Consider the following 21,104-nt stretch of genomic DNA (forward strand, 5'->3'; position numbering starts at 1 on the left):
CTTTTCAGAAGGCTTTAGACAAAAAGGTTTTCAAATTATTAAAGGTTATGATAACTGGCAACCTGCTATTGAAACATTTAATCATAATTTTGGTACAGAATCTGTTGTAAAAAATATTTTAGATTTTAAGGAATCTATTAAAGAAATAAACCTTTTACCAGATACTGATATTATTATTGGGTCCCCTCCATGCGTCTCATTTTCAAGTTCTAACATTTCAGGAAAAGCAGATAAAGAATCAGGGATAACTTTAACAAAGATTTTTTTGCGTATTGTAGCCGTAAAAAAATTTCAAAAAGGGTCAAAGTTGAAAGCTTGGTATATGGAAAATGTACCAAATTCAAGAAACTATTTAGCTGACTATTACACTTTCAATGATTTAGGCCTAGGTGATTGGGCAAAAAGCAATAATATTGGAGTAAATAAAACAGCTATAGTATTGAAAGGTAATCAGCCACTAATTAACTCTGCTGATTATGGTTCTTACCAAGCTAGAAAACGAGTAATTTCTGGTGAGATAATAAAAAAAAACAGGCTTATTATACCTAAAGCTACACATTCACAAAACCGAGAAGACAATTTACTGGAATGGAACACTCTAGGTAGGTTACTTAAAAAAATTCCTAAACCCAATTCTAAAAAATCTTATAGAAAAATTACAGATCCAATTTATGATTCTATTAAAATAAGTATTAATTCATTAACCGACCATTTTTATGATAGTGGTCTTTACAAAAGTGAATGGAGACAATCTAAAGAGCATAAAATTAATCATTATTGTATGGGAAAAATGTCCTTCCCAGAAAATAGAAATAAACCTAGTCGAACAATAACCGCTACTAAAAGCGGAACTTCAAGAGAAGCTCTTATATATAAATCTGAGTACTCCCGTAAAGGTAATGGAGAATTTCGTACGCCAACAGTTAGGGAAGCTGCTTGCATTATGGGTTTCCCATTCACTTATCAATTTTTAGGCTCATCTAATACTAAATGGAGACTGGTTGGTAATGCCGTTTGCCCGTCTGTAAGTAGGGCTTTTGCTAATGAATTATTGAATCAAATAGGAAAAACAAATAACAAAACTCATTTAATACAAAAACCTAATCTTAAAGGTGTACAAAATCTAAATGATTTTGAAGAAAAACAATTTAACAAACAACCTAAAAGAACTAAAAAATCAAGATTTAGAAGACATCCTATAAAAGGTGGAAATTTAACCGTAACGCTTTCAAATTTTGATATCGAAAATAATTCTAAGACTAAAAATAAATGGTTTACATCAATTCAATATGGAACTGGCTTAGGTTATAAAAACCAAAAAGTAGAAGATGAATTTTATAAGAAATTAGAACCAATAATTTTGAAAGAAAAAGCAGGTTCTAATTTTGTAAAAATAATAAACAATGGTTTTTCTGAAAAAATCGGATCTTCAAAAGATTTACAAAAATACTATGAACTCCAAATTTCGAATGACTCAATTTTAGAACCAACTGAATTAGTTGAAGAAGTCAAAGAAATTATTAATCAGTTAGAATATCAAAGTAAAGAATTTGAACAAAATGATACAGTAATCTTTAAGTATAAAAAGAAAGTCCCTATCAAACAATTGTTTGCGCTTTATGCAATTAATAAAATATCATCTATCGCTAATAGTAAATAGTTTATGAACAAGAAAATTAGGATTGACAAAATTCAATCAGTTATAGACAGAAATAAAGACAATAAAGATTTATTGAAACAAGAAATAATGTGGGAAGATAAATTAGAATCTATGACTGTTTATAAGATTCCACTTGAATATTTGATTTACAACAAATTTAACGGTAGAATTTTAAGTCGTACAAAGTCTTTAGAAAAACAGAAGCATTCAATTGACGTTGAGACAGATGAAGGAAAAGCAAAAATTGAACAATTACTATGGGAGTCTAAAGAAGATAGAAATAAAAAAACGCTTTCGAGTATTTCCAAGTTTGGTCAACAACGTGTTGGTATAATAACGAAAGATGGAATTATTATAGATGGAAATAGACGAGCAATGCTTTTAAATCGAATTCCAGAATATGACTATTTCAAAGCAATTATCTTACCAGTCACACTTGAAGAAAACCCAATAGAAATTGAGAAGTTGGAAACAACTTATCAAATGGGAGAAGATGAAAAGCTTGGTTATAATCCTATTGAAAAATACTTAAAAGCTAAAACTATATTAGATAAATTGAAGCCAACAATTGGCGAAGACGAGGCTATCAAAAGAATTTCAGATTGGATGGGAGAAAAGACATCTAAAGTAAGAGAATATCTTGGTGTTATTGATACAATGGATGAATATTTACAGACATTAGATTACGATGGCATATATACTCAGTTAGATGGTCGTGAAGATCAATTCATAACATTGACTAATTGGATAAATAATTATTACAATAGTGAAAGTAAAAAGGCTGGCTGGGCATATTCAAATTTAGATGTTGATGAATTAAAATCTATTGCTTTCGATTATATCCGTGTTAAGTATGAAGGGAAAGAATTTAGGCTTTTAGCTCACGGTCTTAAAGAAAATCATTTTTTTGGCGATAAAAATATATGGTCAAGTTTTAGTTCAGAACATTTTAATAGCACAAACGAAATTGAAGAAATAGAAATCAATTACGATTCACCAAACTTAAAGTCTCATCTTGACGATAGAGACACAAAGTATAAAGAAAAAGTTAAAGATTCTTTTCAAGAAAATGTACGTAAACACAATCAAAAATTACAATACAACAGAGCTGCCGACAAACCAGGAAAAGGTGTTCAAAATAGTATTGATTCTTTTGATTCTATAAACAAAGGACATAAGAATTTTTCAAATCCAGAAGTTCAAGATTTAGTTGAAAAGTTGGGGAATAACGTTTTTGATTCATTAAATAGAACTTCCCCTAATCGTGTTTTATCGCACATAGTGGGTTTATTAGAAAAAATTGATGTTTCTAAAATCCCAGAAGACGAAATAGAAGATGCAAAAAAGAAAGTGAAGAAAATTCAAAATCTTGGTTATTACTTATTTAAATAATAATGAGGAATATTCAAGTAGACATTTTATACAAGGAAGATGATTCATTCTATGTTTTATCTGGTTCAACAGACTTTATTTTAAATAATAAAAGATTATCGATTTCATTAAATAGATTAAACTTTAAGAAAGATGAAAATAATATATTAATTCCTTTCGAAGAAGTCTCACAAGTTCAAATTCTTCAAGAAATTCAAAATTTATTAGCGCGAGTCGGCATAGAAACGCAACTATTAGAAAATGTTTCACAGGCTGTAAAAAGTTTTGACAGAGAAGAAAAACTATTTGCCGAATTTGTAGAAAACGCAAATACTATAAGAAACAATGAATTCAAAGACAATCCAGAATTAGTAGAAAAATTTACTGAATTTAAAAATTCAATTGATAAGAATTTAGTAAGAACTCTATATCCTTTGCAATTGCTTTCTGCTTTTCATATGGCTTTCGCTCAAAACTCTTGTAATTTTGCTGTTCCAGGTGCAGGGAAAACCTCTATCGTCTATGGTGCATATGCATATCTTAAAAATCTACCTGAAGGTCATAGTCAAAGAGTAGATAAATTACTGGTTATTGGACCATTGTCTTCATTTGCACCTTGGGAAAATGAGTATAAATCTTGTTTTGGTTTTAATACATCTTTTCAAAGATTATCAGGAGATAAGACTATTTCTAAAGATGAAAAACTTGAGCATCTTTATTCTGGAAATCCTGCTGAAGTAACACTTATTTATCACGGAGGAGTTTCGGATTTACAAAACAGTATTTCTGACTTTCTAAAAACCAATCGAACAATGGTTGTGGTTGATGAAGCTCATCGCATTAAAAATCACGAAGGAGTTTGGGGAAGAAGTGTCACAGAGATTTCTAAAGAAGCTATTTCGCGAGTTATTTTGACAGGAACACCTGTTCCCAACGGTTATCAAGATATTTATAATTTATATAAATTTATATATCCTTATAAATACAAAGAAATTTTAGGTTTCCACTACCAAAACCTTCAAGATTTAACTGTAAATAGCATAGCAGAAAGTAATAAAGTGGAAGAACTAAAAAATAATATCTCTCCCTTTTTCATCAGAATAAAAAAAGAAGATTTACAACTTCCGCAAGTAATTGAGAGTGTTATTGAAGTCCCTATGGACTCTCACCAAAGGGAGATTTACGACTTTATTGAAGAGCAATACATTCAAACTTTTATAGAGAATCAATCTGCCACAGTTAAGGACGTTTTAAATAGAGCAAAACTTATTAGGCTAAGACAAGCTTCAACGAATCCTTCATTATTAAGTAAAACATTAATAGATTCATTGGAGCAAGGAGGAGACTTCTCAGATCAGGATCCCAATACAAGTTTTACATCAGGATATGACGAGTTTGTTAGTGATACTGAATTTTTCACCAAAATAGTAAACTATCACAAACTTGCTGTGCCAGAAAAATTTAATACAATACTTAATCTTTTAAATGATGTGATTTTAATTTCAGGCGGAAAAGCTATTATTTGGACGATATTCATTCAAAATGCAAAAGAATTAAAAGCATTTTTAGAATTAAATAGTATCAAGTCAGAACTATTGATTGGAGAAATTCCTCAAGAATTTCGTGAAATAACAATTGAAAAATTCAATAATCCTAAGAATATGGATTTTCAGGTAGTAATCGCAAATCCATTCTCTGTAGCTGAATCTATTTCATTACATAAAGGTTGTCACAACGCTATATATCTTGAAAGAGATTATAATGCCTCCAATTTTATACAATCCAAAGATAGAATTCATAGGGTTGGTCTTGATGAAAATCAAATCACCAATTATTATTATGTCATTTCTCAAAATTCTATTGATTCAGTAATTAATAATAGACTGAATGACAAGATTGAGCGAATGGAAAAAATTATCAATGATGATATTCCTTTATTTTCAAGAATTAACGATAATGATGAAACTGATATTATTAAAGCTCTTTTAAAAGACTATGCTAAAAGATCTTAGAAAATTTGATAATCTCGGTACACCAAACTTTTTCTTTGAGTTATTAACTACACTTAAAGATTCTGAAAAGCAAGAATGGAAAATTGGAGATATAAACCAGCTCTTTTTTAACAGAGTCATTGACAATCGTTCAGTTTTTGAAGGTTGTATTTTACTTGCTTTTCGCATAAATATAATTGCCGAAATTAATGGTAATATAGAACTCGATCAGAAATTTGAGAATTATTTGAACAGCAAGAATCAAATGAATGATAAATTTGTAGAACGTCTCTTTTTAAGTCTTGAATCAGTTAATGAAATTTACGAAATTTTTAGTTCAGAAAATTTTTCTCAAGATATAGTTTACCATTCGTTACAATTAAAGAGTTCTGCTTTTGGCTTTAAATATAGTAACTTAAAACAACTCTTAATAGATTTTAATGTTCTAAAAGTTCATCCTACAAACGAAATTAACAATTTAATCATAAATACACGCTACAAAAAGATTTTCGACAAAGTAATTCTTCCTCAAATAAAGAAGAGAAAAATAGGCATCGAAGAGTTTAAAAAATTAATGGAGCAACAACAAATTTATGGAGAAGAAGCTGAAAAATTTGTTTTAAAATATGAACATAATCGATTAAATGGTACAAAAAAAATTCAATGGATAGCTGAATATATCGTCAATGCTGGGTATGATATTGCTTCATTCAACACAGTTCAAGATGAAAAACCAACACGTTTTATTGAGGTCAAATCTTATGAAGGAGAAAGGCCTTATTTCTTTTGGTCAAGAAATGAAATGGAAGTTGCTAAAAGAAAACATACCGAATACTGGCTTTATCTTGTAAATCGCAAAGAAATCAATAAAAAAGAATACAAACCTATATGTATTCAAAATCCGAGTATTAACATTTTAGAAAGCACGAAATGGAATAAAACAATTGATAAATACAAAATAATATTGAATAGGTAACCATTACTGATAGTGGCAACTTCAAATTCAGAATTAATTATATGATAAGTATAACGTAAACAATATATTATTTGAATAATATAAAACGCATTTTAATATTCCTTACCTTTAATCCATTCATCAATACAATATAAAATGAAACGCATCACTCTACTCCTACTAACGCTTAGTTTTTCTATAATTACATTAGCACAAAACACCACAGATGAAGGCCAAGTAAAGGCATTAATAACAGGATCTTTTAATGACGTTTGGGCAGGTTTAGACGCTACTAAAATAAAAGATTATCACACCGACGATTTTATACTATTAGAACATGGAGAAGTTTGGAACAACCAAATGATTGCCGATTATACAAAACGTGCAAAAACACAAACCCCATTACATACACGCCACAACCGTTTTGAGTTTATAAGTGTAAAAATAGAAGGCAATATGGCTTGGTTAGCCTACCATAATTTTGCGCATTGGACACTTGAAGGTAAAGAAACAGGTAAAATGCAGTGGTTAGAAAGTGCTACCGCTATAAAAACAAAAGACGGTTGGCGATTAGAGCTATTACATTCTACAAGAGTAAACAACAAACACTAAAACAATGCGAAACTATATTATAATACTATGCTGCGCTATAAGCGCTTTAAGTTTTGCGCAACACGACGAAAAACAATCGACAATAGATTTTGTTGAAATAATAGACAATAATACCAAAGAAGCGCTGTTTTACTATCAAAATAACTGGCAACTGTTACGTGACAAAGCAAAGAAAAAAGGATACATTCATTCCTACCAAATGCTACAAACAGAAAGTACACCAGAAGCACCATATCATTTAATTTTAATTACTACCTACGCTAATAAAACACAATATGAAGCTAGAGAAGAGCATTTTAATGAGATAATAGCCTCTAGCGGCGGGCTTAAATTGTTAAACGATAAAAAACCTACTGATTTCAGAAAAGTAGTTGGAGGAAAAGATAATGTAAAACACTTACACTAATCTCAAAACTAAAAATAATTAAAAAATACGTATTTATACGTATTTTTTTTGGTTGTAGAAATCCCTAATTTTAAAATCTAATCAAACCAATACTTATACTTTATGAAAAGCCTCTACAACGATAAACAACGAGAAGATGGTAAAAAAGACCGAAGTCTTACCCCAAAAGATGCCAAGTACTACAACACCACATGCAATTGCGATGATCCTATAGATTGTTTAGAACACATGTTTTGTACCATGACGCAAGAACGACGCGTTGTTATGGAAGGACAATGCCCAGCAAGGCGTCCTGTGTTTTTAAGGACACACGGCATTATAGAAGGAGAAATAAACATTCTAGAAAACGATAAAATTTGTAATAGCTACAAACACGGTATTTTTAAAAACCCATCTAAACATCCTGTATATGTACGCTATTCATCAGATCTAGCAGATGGAAGACCAGATTGGAAAAGTACCATTGGTATAGGTATAAAAATATTTAACATAGACAGTACAGAACCTGCCGAAAAAGGAAAGAAAGCAAAAAAATCGGATACTGCCGATTTACTACTACAAAACGTCCCTAACTTTTTTGTAGATACCGCTAGCGATATGTGTAATTTTACTAAAGCTAGTTTTGAAGGTTGGGGTAACGAATGGATTCAAGACAATGCCCCAAATACCAATCAATTACTAAACGACATGGCAAAACCTATTCGCTCTGTCTTTGATACCTCTTTATGGAGTGTAGTCCCCTTTAAGTTAGGGGATGGTTATTGTAAGTATATTTTAAGACCAGGTACCTCAACTTTTTTTGAAGAGCCAGATATTAACGACCCCGATTTTTTAGCAAAAGATTTAGCAGGACGTATGGCAAAAGGCCCTGCTACTTTAGACATCTATATCCAAAAACGCCCAACAACAAAAGATGGATTTAGCCAAACCTATATAGATGAGCATTTTCCTTTAGATAAAGCGACTGTTGTATGGAATGAAAAAGAAGCCGTTCCAGTAAAAGTGGCTACTATAAAAATGAAAAAGCAAAATATTACTAAGCAAGAACAAGAAATATATGGAGATTGGTTAGCTTTTAATATTGGTAGAACTGCAGAAGAAAACAAACCTGCTAAAGAAAGTAGCGTAGCACAAGCTCGTGTACGCGTTTACCAAACCAGCGCAAACTACAGACGTAAAATGAACCAACAGCCAGTAGAAGAACCAACCGCACCAGGAAAACCAGAAATAAAAAATCCAAAATGTCCGTTTAGCGGGGTTAACCCACAACCAAAAGAGGAACAACCTAAAGCCTTAACTCAAGAACAAATAGATGCCATTACGCATGTACGCATTCATCCAGGAATAGGTATTGCTCGTGTAGGTAATAGTACAAAAGACTACTATATAGGGCCAGAAGTGTCTAACCCTGAGCCAACAAAATTTGGATCAACACGAGATAAAACAGGAGCCATAAAACGCCAAGCAGCACGCTTTAGAGTCTATGGCTATGATAAAAACGGAAATGTCGTTGCAGAAGTGCAACAATCGGAAAACACACAAGTAGAATGGTCTGTGCACGTTGCCAATAAAAAATCGGCTTGGTACGAGTTTAATGCGGCAATGGATATTCCTGCAACAGTAAGCTTAACTGTTCCATTAAGAAACCCAGACGTTAAAGGTAGTGACAGAGCAGCTTTAGCAATAGATCCTGGAGAAAAGAAAATAATGGGACTAAACATGAACGATTCTAGCTATAATTTAAACGGAAATTTTCAAGGCACTCCTGTTATGTTAGGACAATTACGTACTGACTCTGTAGGACGTTTACTATTTATGCCTGGCTTTGGGGTTTCTGCAAGCCCACAAAATAAGCCCGTATTTAATCCGCTAAAACCAAGCACATTTAATAACCCTGCAGGATGGTACGATGACATTGCAGATGGTCCTGTACGAGCAAAAGTAACAGTAGGCGATAAAGATTTTGATGCAGATGCCGCTTGGGTAGCGTCTGCCCCACCAAACTATGCACCAGATATTGTGGGTTGGAGAAACATGAACGATTTAATGCAAAACGTATATATGGCGTCTGGTATGTTAGCACTACCAACTCGCGTGTCGTTTAAAAAGCATGTAAAACCAATTTTAACACGTTTAAGTGAATTACAATGGGTAAACAAAGGCTTTTTATCTATGTTTGGAGCTGGGGCACCTATGAATTTTAATGATAAAGACTTGCTAAAAAAGCTATCTACAGCACCAGTAAGTATGAAATATCCAGATCCAAATGGAGAGTTACGTAGAACTATATATAATAGTTTTAGAGCTAAGGATGTAAAATCTGTTGAAGAAGGCGCTTGGCCTTGGATTTACGGAGATGCATTTGGTTATACCAATCCAGATCCAACAGTAGCACCATCGGCAGATACCTATTTGCAATTACCAGCATTTTACGATTATGTGCTATCGGCATGGGTAAAAGGGGATTTTATTAGTGATTATGACCCAACGGAAAGTACTCATCAAACTTTCGATAAAGTAAATTTACAACAGCAACCCAATACACTTGATGAGGCCAATATGCATTTCTGTATAGCCGATGCTTTTCATCCAGGAGCAGAATTAACATGGCCAATGCGTAATGCTTCCATGTATCGCGCGCCTTACCGTATTAGAATGCGTGCAGCTGGAAAAGACGACCCTACTTACGGTTCTACACTAACTACCGAAGAAGTAGCAGCTATGAATGGCCCATTATACGATCAAGGCCCTGGAGATTTAACCCGCTGGATGGCGGTGCCATGGCAAGGAGATACAGCATTTTGCCGTTCGGGATACGATATGGAATACGATCCCTATTTACCAACATTTTGGCCAGCAAGAGTACCTAATCAAGTACTAACACGTATTGACTACCGTACACTTATGGATACTTCTAAAACCTATGAAGAACGTATTGCTGCATTTCAAAACCGACCAAGTTGGTTACGTCAATTACCTGGAGCAAATCCCGTTGCAGAACAAATGCAATATATGATTGATCATTTTGGTGAAATGGGAATTGTAGAAGCCATGCCATCTCCAAACAAAGACAAAGGATTTGAATGGATGCCAGATACATTATATGTAGAAAACTTAACGCCTGTTAAAGGTGCCGAATTAGATGAGGCGCATAAATTATTCCTTGAGAATTATGGTGCTATGAGCGATACAGATCGTGCATTAACTGAAGCGGGATGGTTTAGCGAAGAACAACGAAACGAATTCGAAACCATTAAACGTAGAGGAAATTAATGAACATACCACATTACGATGTTGTTATTGCTGGAGCTGGCCCTGCGGGTTGCGCTGCAGCAATACGATTACGTCAACTTAATATTACTGTATGCTTAGTAGATGATGCTAAGGATACAGTATTAAAAGTTGGGGAATCCTTACCAGGAGCCGCTATACGGTTACTAAATCGTTTAGGCATAACAGACATCAACCAAATATTATCAAAAACCGATTACTCTATTTGCATAGCTAATGTATCGGCATGGGGTATGGATAATTGGACTTATAATGATGCTATTAAAAACCCCGAAAATGGAGGATGGCATATTTTACGACATAAGTTTGATGCTGCATTGCGAGAATTAGCATTAAAAAATGGCGTCGTTTTTTATAAAGCCAAAATAGGAAAAATAATAGCCAACGAAACAGGGCAAACACCTAAAAAAGCTAACTACACACTTGCTTTTAAAACACAAGAGCAGCACTTGCCTAGTGCTATTTCTGCACAATGGATTATGGATGCTACAGGTAGAGCTGGTAGTTTAATTAAACAATTACAAATAGAACGTTTAAATTTTGAGGAACAATTATCTGCTATTGTATGGTTAAAATCCAGTGACAAAAATCCTGATAGTACTACCCGAATAAAATCTGTTGAAAATGGCTGGTGGTACAGTGCTAAATTACCAGATAACACAAGAGTAATTGCTTTTTATGGGCTAGCCAATACTGTTTCTAAAATGGTAAAAACACCTTCCCTATTTATAGAAGACGCTAACGCAAGTCGTCTCTTAGAAGATTCCATTACCGAAAATGATATAGCAGAAGGCGTTACCGCTCGTAATGCTGCGACTTCTTTTGCCAAAGAAGTTATTGGAGACTCGTGGATTGCCATTGGAGATTCGGCTTTATCGTTAGACCCCATTTCTTCTCAAGGTATGTTTTTTGCTTTATATAGTGGTATTAGAGGTGCCGAAACTATTGCATCTGTAATGGAAGACCAAAACGATGTAAGTAATATTCGTAATGCTTATAAACAGAAAATAGAATCTGTGTTTGTAGCGAATCAAAACTCTAGAAAACATTTTTATACTTCAGAGTTGCGCTATACTAAACACCCCTATTGGCAACAGTATTTAAAATAACTACAACTTATACATTACACCAAAGTACATAGTAAATGGCTGTAAGTAATCGAAAGTAAAAGTACTATAATCTTCACTATACAATCGAGATCTTTGGTTTTCAGAATCCAAAATATTGTTTATAGAAAAATAACTAATAAGTGTATTATCTTTTACTTTAAACACTTTATTAAGCGTTACATTTATACTATTGTAAGCATTAAGAGATTCGCTATTAACACCATTAGAATATGTAGGACTAAAAGCATTTGCATTAGTATTAAATGTACTAGTTTCTATGGGTGTAAATCGTGTTCCTGAGCGCCCAATATAACTTAATGCAACATTTACATATTTAGGATTGGTATACGATAGTGTCCCTTTTACAAAATAATTTAAATCATCTGCAGCATTTACAAACGTATTGTTAACTCTAATATCTTTATCTATTATGGTATTAGACACTGCAACTGTAAAAGCGTCGTTAATAAAGTATTGGGCAGCAAATTCTAATCCAAATATTTTTGTTTTATCGAAAGCAATGAACTCACTAGTTACTAAATCACCGCCTTCATCTTTATAATATACTGCGGCATTTATGGTATAGTCTTTCTTTGTAAACTCATAATCTAATGCGACTTGATAACTCTTTAATAAGTTGTAATTTGTATTAAAAAATACTGGTAATGAATAATTGTAATATTTACCAGAACTTAGTAAAAATGAATGCTTACTATTAGCATTGTATCGTAGGTTAAACTGATAGCTTACATTAGTGCTTTGGTTAGTTGTTGGAATATTAATTCGACCTCCAATAGAGCCTGTTAATTTACCTGATAGTTTTTGAGTATCGTATAAGTATAATTCCGTAACATGATTTGAAATGTTATCTCCAATACTTAACGATGGTGCTGTAGGGGCTTGTGCAAAGAAAAATTCGGGTATTGTACTTGTAAAATTATAGGTATTGTATGTTGATGTTGCACCTATTTGCAATGTATTTCCTTCGAAAATTTTGTTTTTATAATTAACGGCAGCATAGAATTGTTGTTCTTTTACATCTGAATTTATATTACCAAAATTAAACTTTCGTTTAGCTAAATCTATACCTCCGTTTATAGTTAAATAACCTTTATCATATTTTTTTTTGAAGTTCAAAACATTAAAATAACGGGTATTAGATGTTTCTTGTGTCCCTAAATAAGTAAAACTCTGTTGCTCTGCACTGTACGATTCATCAATAATATAATTAAAGACGTTAAATGACGTATCCTCACCTATTTTATGATGGTAATTAACACCTACATCTTTATTTCTAAAGTAATTAATGGCTTCAAAACCAGAAGCATTTAAACCTGTAAACAGTTTAGAAAATTGCCAATTCCCGTAGAGTTGTATAAAATTATCTTCTGTTGTTTTTTGAGATAAAAAGAATCCTAGATTAGCTAGTCCTGCAGACAAGCTTAATTGATTTTCTTTTAATCTATTAATAGATTCTATTTCTATTAACCCCGCACTAGAATTTCCGTAAGTTAATGGCGGGTTACTTGCATAAACATATTGTTTATCTATAAGTTCTGTATTAAACAAGCTAAAACTCCCAACACTATTAACTTGACTATTTTTTATAGGATTAGCTACAGGAACACCATTTAACACCACTAAAGACCTTGAAGCACTGCTTCCTCTTAGTGCTGGACTGGAATTTTCGTTTACGTTTGTTGATGACGGTAATCCTGTAATAGCTTTTAAGGGATCTCCATTAGACAAAGGATCTAAATAGATGTCTAGTTTTTCTAATTTGTTTACCGAAAATTGCTCAGATATTGGTGATTTATAATTTAATAAAACTTCTTCTAATTTACTTTCTGCCGTATTAATTATAATGGTATTAACCTTATCTGTTACTAATGTTTTTATTTTTTTATAAACTGTTTCGTAGCCTATGGAAGAAATGACTAGAGTATCTTCTTTATTCGATAAAATAGACATAGACAGGTTAAATTTCCCATCAAAATCTGTAGTGGTTCCAATAGTTGTATCGCTCTTTAAATAGACATTAGCTGCAAAAACGGGAATACGTTCTTCATCTAAAACAGTCCCATTAATTCTTGTTTGGGCAAACCCTATAGCGCAGTATAATATAAAACAAATTACAACAATGCCATTTTTAATCATTCTTACACTTCCAATCACATCAATCTATTAGTTTTACTGCTAATGATTTTATAGAATAGTTATCTGGATATAATGCTATCGCTTCTTTAAAGTATTTTTTAGCTTCTGCTATATCGCCTTCTTTAATAAATGCTTCAATAAGCATTACATAGCTTGAATCTTTTCCCCAAGAGGGTAAGTATTTATTTTTAACTGGTTGTTCGGGTAATGCTATTGCTTTTAATAAATGTTTTTTAAGCACTTTACCTCCGCCAAATTCTTTTGGTGTATAAAAATCATTACTTGCAGCTACATAATGTGCTCTAACATTCTTGCTATCTAATTTTAATGCTTTTTCTATATTTTTTTTAGTTTTAACAGAATACACACCTTTTCTTAAATTAGGTACATATTGTATTGCAAAGCCTTGAAGCATTCCTAAAAGGGCATAGTCTTCTGCATTTTTAGGGCTTAATTCTTCCATAATTTTCACCCCAATGTTTATAGCTTTCTCACTATTTGCCCTATCTTTATTTTGCATATAGTAGACTGATTTATAATAAAATAAATAGGCTTTCCAATATTTAATAATATTTTGCGGGTGCTTTTTAACCAATGCTTCCAACTTATCTTCAATACGCTCTATACTTTCTACATTTTTAGAGGTCACAGCAGTTACAAAGGCTTGGTATATTTTTTCTTGTATATTCTCTAGTATAGTATTATTTACATTAAACTGTAATGTGGTTTCTGCATAAGCAATTTCTGCATTTGCTTTAGAGTTTTCACACCCAGTAGTTAACGTAATGAATAGAATGGCTAATATGTATAATGTTCTCATTGTTATTTAATTAAATGTTAGAAATCTTTGAAATCCAAAAGGGCTAAAAAAGAGAAAGATTAAAACCACCCAAAATATAAAATAGAGTTTTCTTTTCCCTTTAACACTAAAGTTAAACTTACCATAATTGTTAGAATCTACATTTACTAAAAAAATATCTGAGTAAAACGGGTTTAACTCTATAATAAGTTCTATTGCAAAAGCATAATACAGCATTTTATAAGATAAAAAACCATTAAACAGGCAAATTAATAAAAGGGTAACCGTCATTGCTATTCCTGAATAAAAAAAGATATACCGGTGTAATTTATTCTCTGTATTCTCTACTTTAACATAAGGATGCGGATATGGAAGCATAGTTATGCCTACACTAAAAATACGCAACTTTAAAAATAGTGCACTAATAACATGCCCTAACTCGTGAAGAATAGTTAATGTTAATAGGCTAGCAAATAAATATAAAATACTCATACTCTATGTAATGCTTTTCTTTTAAATAAATACATAAATAGTAATGCAAAAACTGCAAAAAAGGCAAACATCATTAATAATGCATAACCAATATTTTCTTCTCTATAAAAGTTTAATAAATATGTTAGTGGAAAAAACTTGTTAAGGGTCGCTATAAAGCTATTTAACTCACTAACTGGGTAAAAACAATCGCAGAGAAAAATCATTAAAAAGTATACAATATTTCCAATTTCTTTTCCTGCATCTTCTGTGTTTCTAAAATTTCCAGAAAAGCTAATAATTAGCCCCATAAAAGAGAATAATATTAAACCAAAAATAGATCCTGAAACAAGTAATATAAGTTGTGTAAGTGTTACTGTATACCCAAAGAATAAAAACGCTATAAGTGTTAGCATTAAAATACTTGCAATAACAACTAAAGCTCTACAAATAACCATACCTAAAAAGTAGTTAAACACATTCATAGGAAGCCCTTTTAGAAACTTAATAATGTTGTCTTGGTAATATTGTTTTATTACTGCACCTGTAGAATAAATGCCTTGACTTACTACATTCATTGCTACAACTCCAGACAGTAAAAAGTATATATATTCTGGATCAGATATGCCCCAAATACTACCAAAAATAACAAATAGTAACGTTGGAAATATAAAGGTAAAAAACAGGGCTACCTTAATACGGTAATACATTAGCAAATTATATTTAATAGAGGTTATAAGTGATTTCATTAGTTGTTTTTTGAAATTAAATAATGATAAATATCTTCTAGTCCTTTTTCTAACAGAGAATATTTATTAATACTTTGTTGCACAATCCCTAAAGTGTTTTTAAAGTCTTCACTAAAGATATGGTGTTGCTCATCGTAGGTTACCACTGTGGCATTGGTTAACTTATCTTTAATATCATTAGTAGCGTCTACTACAATTTTTTTAGTTCCAGCTATATATTTGTCAGACAGATAATTTGCAACGGTGTCGCTTTCTAACAGCTGTTTTCCTTCGCTTATAAAAATTACTTTATCTGCGTACTGCTCAGCTTCTTCCCAAATATGGGTGGTAAATAATACTGTTAAATCTTTTCTGTTAAATAAAATCTTCCAGTATTTACTCCGCATGGAAGGGTCTAAAAAAGAAGTGGGTTCGTCTGCAATAAATAGTGATGGCGAGTGTATTAAAGACAATATAATACCTACTTTTTTGCGCTCGCCTTTAGACAAAGCATAAAAAAGACTGTTATTAATTTTCTCTATACCTAAGCTTTCTTTTAACTGATTTACAACACTGTTTTCTTCTTTTATTTCATGAATATCTGTTGCAAACGAAATAAGTTCTTTAACTTTTAACGCTGGGAAAAAAGGACTATTATCATATAAAACACCAATGTCTTTTTTACGTTTTTTAAACGTGTTATTATAGACTTTTACTTCTCCAGAGGTTGGCGAAAAATTATCTGCTATAATATCTATAATCGTACTTTTTCCAGAACCGTTGCTACCTAATAAGGCTACTTTTTCGTTTTCTTGTATACTAAAATTTATTCCACTTAGAATCTCTTTTTTTTCAATAGTATAATGTAAATCTGAAATAGTTATTACATCCATATAGTTATAAAGTCTATTTTATTATTCTGTCTCTTTTTGTTTTACTTCTTCTACTTTTTCTTTACCAATTACTAGAATATTCTGAATGGTTTCCCCCACGCCATTAACTTCTAGTAATTCATTTATTTTATCATCGTAATAAAACCCAACCATACAGGAGGCTAAATTGATATGTTCGCAAACAAGATTAATGTTCTGTGCTACAAAACCCGTTTCCATTAATATAAATCTATAGGCACGCTCACCGTATTTAATCATCTGCCTTTCAAATACAGATGTTGTTAATACTACACAAGATGCATTTTCTATATCTACCCAGGGTTTAGATCCTGAATAGTCTGCTAAATAATCTGTAAAATCACCTTCTTTAATTAAGGATAGTGCATTTTTAATTGGGCTATAATGGTATAGTCCTTTGCGTATATCTCCATTTAGTATTACTACATATAATTCTAGAGGATATAATCCCCCAGCTGAAGGTACATGCCTAAACGACCAATTTACTGTTTCGCTAACTTGACTTGTTTTTGAAATACCATAAGAGTAAAACAGTATTTTATGCAACTCGAATAGCGAGATTTTATAGTCTCCATCAAAGTTTCTTCCACTGTGGCGATTTTCTATCGTTTTATAAAAATCTGATTTTTCGCCCTGTATAGCATAGTCTTCTAAATCATGAGTTTCTATTTGATAATAGTTTTTATAGGGCTGACTAGATTTTGCTACCACATAAGGATTCTCGAACATACTTATTTGAGAAATCTGCTTTCTAGCTATTATCTTGTTTACTTTAGAATTCTCATGGTAAAGCATAGCCATGGTATTTCCTAGAGTGTGCACACTCGTCATTTCCATATCTAAGCGGTCGTATTTTCTTTTTATATTTTCAATATTCATCTAATGTCGTTTTTAGTTTATGGAAAAGGATAAGGATAACGTGAAATTTCTTCGTATGTTCTTGCGGGATAACCTAATGCTGGTGGTACTTCGTACAAACGTTTGCCTCCCCAAAAATAGAAAGGGTAACCACCTGCCATTTGTACTAACTGAGGAATATATATTTTTATAGAATAAAAACCTGCTTGATTAACATCTACTGTGGTTACATCTTTAAAGAGTACATTATAGCCTTTCTTTTTAAAGACTTTAAGCATACTTTGTATTTCTTCTATATCTGTAGTTTGCCTTACTTCATTAAAATCGATTTCTTTATTTGGCTCCTTATCTATCCATTTATCGAATACTTTCATTTCTTCTTTATGGACATTATAATAGAGCGAATGGTCTTCAAAATCTCTTAAATCCATTTTTTCTTTATTCCAATCTGGATTTTTATTAAAAGTATGTCGTAAGTACGAAACGGCTTGTCCGCACTCCATGATTACTTTTTTAATGGCTTCTGCATATGTTCCTCTAGTTGAAGAGCCCACAGTTATAAACTTACCATAATCGCTTTCTCCTACACAAAAACCAAATACTGATGGTTTTTCTAAATCTAGTGTGACGTCTAGTAAATGAAATTTAAAGTTTTTAGGATAATATTGGTCTATGTAGTCTTGCATTTCTTGAGTAATCCTAATCTTAGGCACATCTAAATGGTGAGACCATGTAATTACAAATGAGTCTCGCTCTATACATTCGTACATGCCTCCTAAAACCGCTTTATAGAAATTGGAATGCGCTGCTAACCCTGTAGAGGTGTTAAACATAATATAATACGGGTCTTCAAAGAAGGGCATATACACTAATGTTGCAGGAATACATGCTTCTTCACCATCTGTAAGATCGGTACATTTTACCCAATGCAGCTCTAAATCTTCGGTTAGAGGTTTTATTGGTAATTCATTTTTTTGATATAGAATATGCTGGTTTTCGTGGTATATGGCATATTCTGAAGGATGTATCTTCTTTCCTACATTTAAATCGTTATATGTAGTTTTTATAAATTCGTCTTTTTTGTAAAATACAGGTGCGTAACGTTCTGAAATTTCACCCAATGTGGTAAGCATAGCGCCTTCCCAAGAATATGCACAACCACTTCCTCGTCCAGGAAATGAGGTTGTACCTAGCATAGATGTTTCTGATGGTATAACTCCAAAAGCTATTAGTTTAGGATCTCCATTCTGAATTGGTAATCGAGAAACTCTTTTTAATATGCCTGTTTCATCTGAAATTATACAAGAACACTTATCTAAAGTTTGAGGTGTATACATATATAGAAGTGGTTTTTAATTATTTTAAAGCAATATTGGCTATCCATGGCGATAGGTTGTATTCCAATTCTGGTTTACAAGTGCCACACAGAGGATTCTTTAATAATTTATGCTTCTCTGTTGTTAACGACGGTAAAAAATTTACAATGTTATTGTACGTTTCTGGCACGTCCCACTCTGTTAAAAACTTTAGACCATCGAATATTGCTGCCGATGCTATAATTTCATGAAAACCTGTTGGAGCCCAATCTGGTTGTGCAGATTTATCTTCTTCTTTTAAATGCTTCTCGTATGCTAAGAAATATTGTAAATGTTCTATATTACTTTTTACTCTCGCTGACAAACACTCGTAACAGCCCGTTTCTTTACCGTAAAATAGAGGGCCTATACTTCCATAACCTCTCCACATTCCTCGAACTAGCATCCAAGGTTTATTTTGTATTAATGCTATTTGGTTTACTTTTTCTAAAAAATTAGGGTTCCATCGGTTGTTTTCTACAATAACCAAGTCTGACCGTTTAAACGCCTTTTCTAGTAGTGCTTCATTATTTTTATTTCCAATTTTAGTAAAATTAAGAGAACCAAAATCACCTTTATTAGTGATTTTTTTAAAGGCGTCAAAGAGTTCTCCAGAGCCTATTACCTCTAACGTTTTCTCTGTTTTTAATCTAGAAAAATCTTGTTTACCTAGTAATCCTAATGCTAAACCTTTAACATCTTTTTTAGGATTAGTGTAGTAGTCATTGAAAATACCACTTTCCTTTAATTCGTTAATTACAGGCATTACTTTAGATTCTTCAAACTTACTTTTTAAAGCTTTCATTAAATCTTTAAACGAGTAGTTTTTCTCTCTAGTGATTTTTATAATATGAAGGAAAATTTCTTTTTTCTCGTCTCCTTCAAAACGAACTAAAAAGACATCTCCCTTAGTTCTTATTTGATAAACATTATTCTCTTTATCTTCGAAAATATCATAATTACTGAGCATATATTTTTCTTAATTTATAGTTTTAGTGAATAAAAAAGTCTGTGTACATAATTATACACAGACTTAACAATACTTTAGAGTGATGCTTCTGCAGAGAAGATACTAAAGTTACAACAGCAACAACAGTTACAGTTACATCCAGCTGCAACCATAAATTTGTCGCTAGCTCCTAATGTCGATGATAATCTTTCAATTTTCATGATAATGAATATTTAATTAATTATGTCTACTCTATTATAGCTTTTCGACTTACGCTATACTACTCTAAACGAGCAATTAAGTCAAAACTACAGATAAAACTTTCTAACCAAATAACCATTAAGCATATTTAAAGTAAGGGAAAACCTTACTTTAAATTAATTGTAATTAACTATTTTTTAAGGAGTTACAAATCAAGCAAATTCTATTTTTATAAATTATTTAATTGGTTATCGTTACCCTTTTCGCTAATAGTCCAAAAGAAACCTACAAAGAAAAATTGGTCTAGTGCTGGACGTAAAGCACGCCTAGAGAAGTTATTATTTATATCGGGTGTGGCTGCATATTGGTATCCATTTATATTTTTAATACCTAATACATTATTTACAGAGAAATACAGTATTTTTTGTTGGGTTAATAAATAGGCCCAGTTTACACTTAAACTATTAAAACTTTTAGTTTTTGCATTTAAAAAACCTACTTGGTTAGGGTCTGTATACGTTCTGCCTGACGCATAAGTATAACTTAGTCCTATTTGGCTTTTCCATTGGTCTACCCAATATTTTCCTACTACAGATAAATTATGTGTATTTGCAAAATTGGGTTGTGCTGCTACTGGGTAATTTCTATAGTCGCGTTCTGTATCTAGATACGAGTAACTTAACCAATAATCTACATTTTTTATACTTTTACTGTCTCTCCAAAACAGGTCTAATCCCTTAGCAAAAGCACTTCCGTTACTGTTAAAATCACTATCTAATTGTGTAAATTCGGTATCGTACTTCACTAGATTATTATAGTTTTTATAATAGGCTTCTGCTCTAAATATTTTACCATCGTTATTTAACTGGTAATTTAAAATATAATGTTGTGTTTTTTGCGCTGTTAAGTCTTGATTAAATTTTAAAACGTCGGCATTAGGGTTCTGGTAAAAATCGCCATAAGCAAAAGATAATTGTCCTTTTCCACTTGTTTTGTAAGCCAAGGAAAGCCTTGGAGATAGTGTTGCTTCTTTAAATAATTCGCTATACTCTGTTCTTAATCCTGCTTTTAAGGCTAGTTTTTTAGAGAAAAACACATCGGCTTCTGCAAAGGCCGCTGTAATGTTATTATTATAACCATAATTTAAAGGTGTAACAGCTGCATTAGTAAAATCTTCATTAAATTTTGTTGCGAAATATTCTACTCCAAAATTAAGTTTAAAACGACTATTAAAACGACGTTTAAATTTAGTTTTTGCATGTATTGAATTTTCAGTATTA

The 21,104-nt window shown here is 31.9% G+C and carries 18 protein-coding genes; 8 read left to right on the forward strand and 10 right to left on the reverse strand.

The features are described from left to right. The 8 genes from ACVC2P_RS08645 to ACVC2P_RS08680 all read left to right on the forward strand — a co-directional run. Nucleotides 1–1,660: DNA cytosine methyltransferase (locus tag ACVC2P_RS08645; RefSeq protein WP_452598074.1), on the forward strand; the 1,660-nt coding region annotated here is incomplete at its 5' end. 3 nt (nucleotides 1,661–1,663) lie between these two features. Next, nucleotides 1,664–3,052 carry a hypothetical protein gene (locus ACVC2P_RS08650; protein WP_452598075.1) on the forward strand — a complete coding sequence of 463 codons (1,389 nt, stop codon included), beginning with the start codon at nucleotides 1,664–1,666 and terminating at the stop codon, nucleotides 3,050–3,052. A gap of 2 nt (nucleotides 3,053–3,054) precedes the next feature. Continuing rightward, nucleotides 3,055–5,043 carry a DEAD/DEAH box helicase gene (locus ACVC2P_RS08655; RefSeq protein ID WP_452598076.1) on the forward strand — a complete coding sequence of 663 codons (1,989 nt, stop codon included), beginning with the start codon at nucleotides 3,055–3,057 and terminating at the stop codon, nucleotides 5,041–5,043. Beyond that, entirely contained in the window at nucleotides 5,027–5,998 is a 972-nt protein-coding gene (locus ACVC2P_RS08660) for a DUF3883 domain-containing protein (protein WP_452598077.1), read from the forward strand. The genes ACVC2P_RS08655 and ACVC2P_RS08660 overlap by 17 nt, the downstream gene beginning before the upstream one ends. Before the next feature lie 135 nt (nucleotides 5,999–6,133). Further along, nucleotides 6,134–6,589: a DUF4440 domain-containing protein gene (locus ACVC2P_RS08665; RefSeq protein ID WP_452598078.1), complete on the forward strand. Its 456-nt coding sequence runs from the start codon at nucleotides 6,134–6,136 to the stop codon at nucleotides 6,587–6,589. Nucleotides 6,590–6,593: 4 nt separating this feature from the next. Then, on the forward strand, nucleotides 6,594–6,995 hold the full coding sequence (locus ACVC2P_RS08670) for a hypothetical protein (protein ID WP_452598079.1): 402 nt from the start codon (nucleotides 6,594–6,596) through the stop codon (nucleotides 6,993–6,995). 102 nt (nucleotides 6,996–7,097) lie between these two features. Further along, on the forward strand, nucleotides 7,098–10,268 hold the full coding sequence (locus tag ACVC2P_RS08675; protein ID WP_452598080.1) for a LodA/GoxA family CTQ-dependent oxidase: 3,171 nt from the start codon (nucleotides 7,098–7,100) through the stop codon (nucleotides 10,266–10,268). Then, the gene (locus ACVC2P_RS08680) at nucleotides 10,268–11,395 is read left to right on the forward strand and encodes an NAD(P)/FAD-dependent oxidoreductase (protein ID WP_452598081.1); all 1,128 of its coding nucleotides are present in this window, start codon (nucleotides 10,268–10,270) and stop codon (nucleotides 11,393–11,395) included. The genes ACVC2P_RS08675 and ACVC2P_RS08680 overlap by 1 nt, the downstream gene beginning before the upstream one ends. Here ACVC2P_RS08680 and ACVC2P_RS08685 read toward each other — a convergent pair whose 3' ends face one another. The 10 genes from ACVC2P_RS08685 to ACVC2P_RS08730 form a co-directional block, all read right to left on the reverse strand. Further along, nucleotides 11,396–13,570 carry a TonB-dependent receptor gene (locus ACVC2P_RS08685; protein WP_452598082.1) on the reverse strand — a complete coding sequence of 725 codons (2,175 nt, stop codon included), beginning with the start codon at nucleotides 13,568–13,570 and terminating at the stop codon, nucleotides 11,396–11,398. Nucleotide 13,571: 1 nt separating this feature from the next. Continuing rightward, entirely contained in the window at nucleotides 13,572–14,372 is an 801-nt protein-coding gene (locus tag ACVC2P_RS08690; RefSeq protein ID WP_452598083.1) for a tetratricopeptide repeat protein, read from the reverse strand. A 6-nt stretch (nucleotides 14,373–14,378) separates the two neighbouring features. Beyond that, the gene (locus ACVC2P_RS08695; RefSeq protein WP_452598084.1) at nucleotides 14,379–14,843 is read right to left on the reverse strand and encodes a hypothetical protein; all 465 of its coding nucleotides are present in this window, start codon (nucleotides 14,841–14,843) and stop codon (nucleotides 14,379–14,381) included. Next, a complete protein-coding gene (locus ACVC2P_RS08700; protein WP_452598085.1) occupies nucleotides 14,840–15,571 on the reverse strand; it encodes an ABC transporter permease in 732 nt (243 codons plus the stop codon). Before ACVC2P_RS08700 ends, ACVC2P_RS08695 begins: the two co-directional genes overlap by 4 nt. Beyond that, on the reverse strand, nucleotides 15,571–16,443 hold the full coding sequence (locus tag ACVC2P_RS08705; protein WP_452598086.1) for an ABC transporter ATP-binding protein: 873 nt from the start codon (nucleotides 16,441–16,443) through the stop codon (nucleotides 15,571–15,573). The genes ACVC2P_RS08700 and ACVC2P_RS08705 overlap by 1 nt, the downstream gene beginning before the upstream one ends. A 21-nt stretch (nucleotides 16,444–16,464) precedes the next feature. Continuing rightward, nucleotides 16,465–17,340 (reverse strand): SagB/ThcOx family dehydrogenase, encoded by an 876-nt coding sequence (locus ACVC2P_RS08710; RefSeq protein ID WP_452598087.1) that lies wholly within the window; start codon nucleotides 17,338–17,340, stop codon nucleotides 16,465–16,467. 17 nt (nucleotides 17,341–17,357) lie between these two features. Then, nucleotides 17,358–18,656 (reverse strand): YcaO-like family protein, encoded by a 1,299-nt coding sequence (locus ACVC2P_RS08715; protein ID WP_452598088.1) that lies wholly within the window; start codon nucleotides 18,654–18,656, stop codon nucleotides 17,358–17,360. Between the two features lie 19 nt (nucleotides 18,657–18,675). Further along, complete coding sequence (locus tag ACVC2P_RS08720) at nucleotides 18,676–19,644, reverse strand: TOMM precursor leader peptide-binding protein (protein ID WP_452598089.1); 969 nt, start codon at nucleotides 19,642–19,644, stop codon at nucleotides 18,676–18,678. Between the two features lie 74 nt (nucleotides 19,645–19,718). Continuing rightward, complete coding sequence (locus ACVC2P_RS08725; protein WP_452598090.1) at nucleotides 19,719–19,844, reverse strand: hypothetical protein; 126 nt, start codon at nucleotides 19,842–19,844, stop codon at nucleotides 19,719–19,721. Between the two features lie 209 nt (nucleotides 19,845–20,053). Next, nucleotides 20,054–21,104, reverse strand: a 1,051-nt coding sequence (locus tag ACVC2P_RS08730) for a TonB-dependent receptor plug domain-containing protein (RefSeq protein ID WP_452598091.1), incomplete at its 5' end; no start/stop codon positions are given.

The sequence above is a fragment of the Pontimicrobium sp. MEBiC01747 genome, assembly GCF_053601635.1.

Bases quoted from the DNA above. Each gene is read 5' to 3' on its own strand.
- ACVC2P_RS08650 (WP_452598075.1), top strand. From the start codon at position 1,664: ATGAACAAGAAAATTAGGATTGACAAAATTCAATCAGTTATAGACAGA.
- ACVC2P_RS08655 (WP_452598076.1), top strand. From the start codon at position 3,055: ATGAGGAATATTCAAGTAGACATTTTATACAAGGAAGATGATTCATTC.
- ACVC2P_RS08660 (WP_452598077.1), top strand. From the start codon at position 5,027: ATGCTAAAAGATCTTAGAAAATTTGATAATCTCGGTACACCAAACTTT.
- ACVC2P_RS08665 (WP_452598078.1), top strand. From the start codon at position 6,134: ATGAAACGCATCACTCTACTCCTACTAACGCTTAGTTTTTCTATAATT.
- ACVC2P_RS08670 (WP_452598079.1), top strand. From the start codon at position 6,594: ATGCGAAACTATATTATAATACTATGCTGCGCTATAAGCGCTTTAAGT.
- ACVC2P_RS08675 (WP_452598080.1), top strand. From the start codon at position 7,098: ATGAAAAGCCTCTACAACGATAAACAACGAGAAGATGGTAAAAAAGAC.
- ACVC2P_RS08680 (WP_452598081.1), top strand. From the start codon at position 10,268: ATGAACATACCACATTACGATGTTGTTATTGCTGGAGCTGGCCCTGCG.
- ACVC2P_RS08690 (WP_452598083.1), bottom strand. From the start codon at position 14,372: ATGAGAACATTATACATATTAGCCATTCTATTCATTACGTTAACTACT.
- ACVC2P_RS08695 (WP_452598084.1), bottom strand. From the start codon at position 14,843: ATGAGTATTTTATATTTATTTGCTAGCCTATTAACATTAACTATTCTT.
- ACVC2P_RS08700 (WP_452598085.1), bottom strand. From the start codon at position 15,571: ATGAAATCACTTATAACCTCTATTAAATATAATTTGCTAATGTATTAC.
- ACVC2P_RS08705 (WP_452598086.1), bottom strand. From the start codon at position 16,443: ATGGATGTAATAACTATTTCAGATTTACATTATACTATTGAAAAAAAA.
- ACVC2P_RS08710 (WP_452598087.1), bottom strand. From the start codon at position 17,340: ATGAATATTGAAAATATAAAAAGAAAATACGACCGCTTAGATATGGAA.
- ACVC2P_RS08715 (WP_452598088.1), bottom strand. From the start codon at position 18,656: ATGTATACACCTCAAACTTTAGATAAGTGTTCTTGTATAATTTCAGAT.
- ACVC2P_RS08720 (WP_452598089.1), bottom strand. From the start codon at position 19,644: ATGCTCAGTAATTATGATATTTTCGAAGATAAAGAGAATAATGTTTAT.
- ACVC2P_RS08725 (WP_452598090.1), bottom strand. From the start codon at position 19,844: ATGAAAATTGAAAGATTATCATCGACATTAGGAGCTAGCGACAAATTT.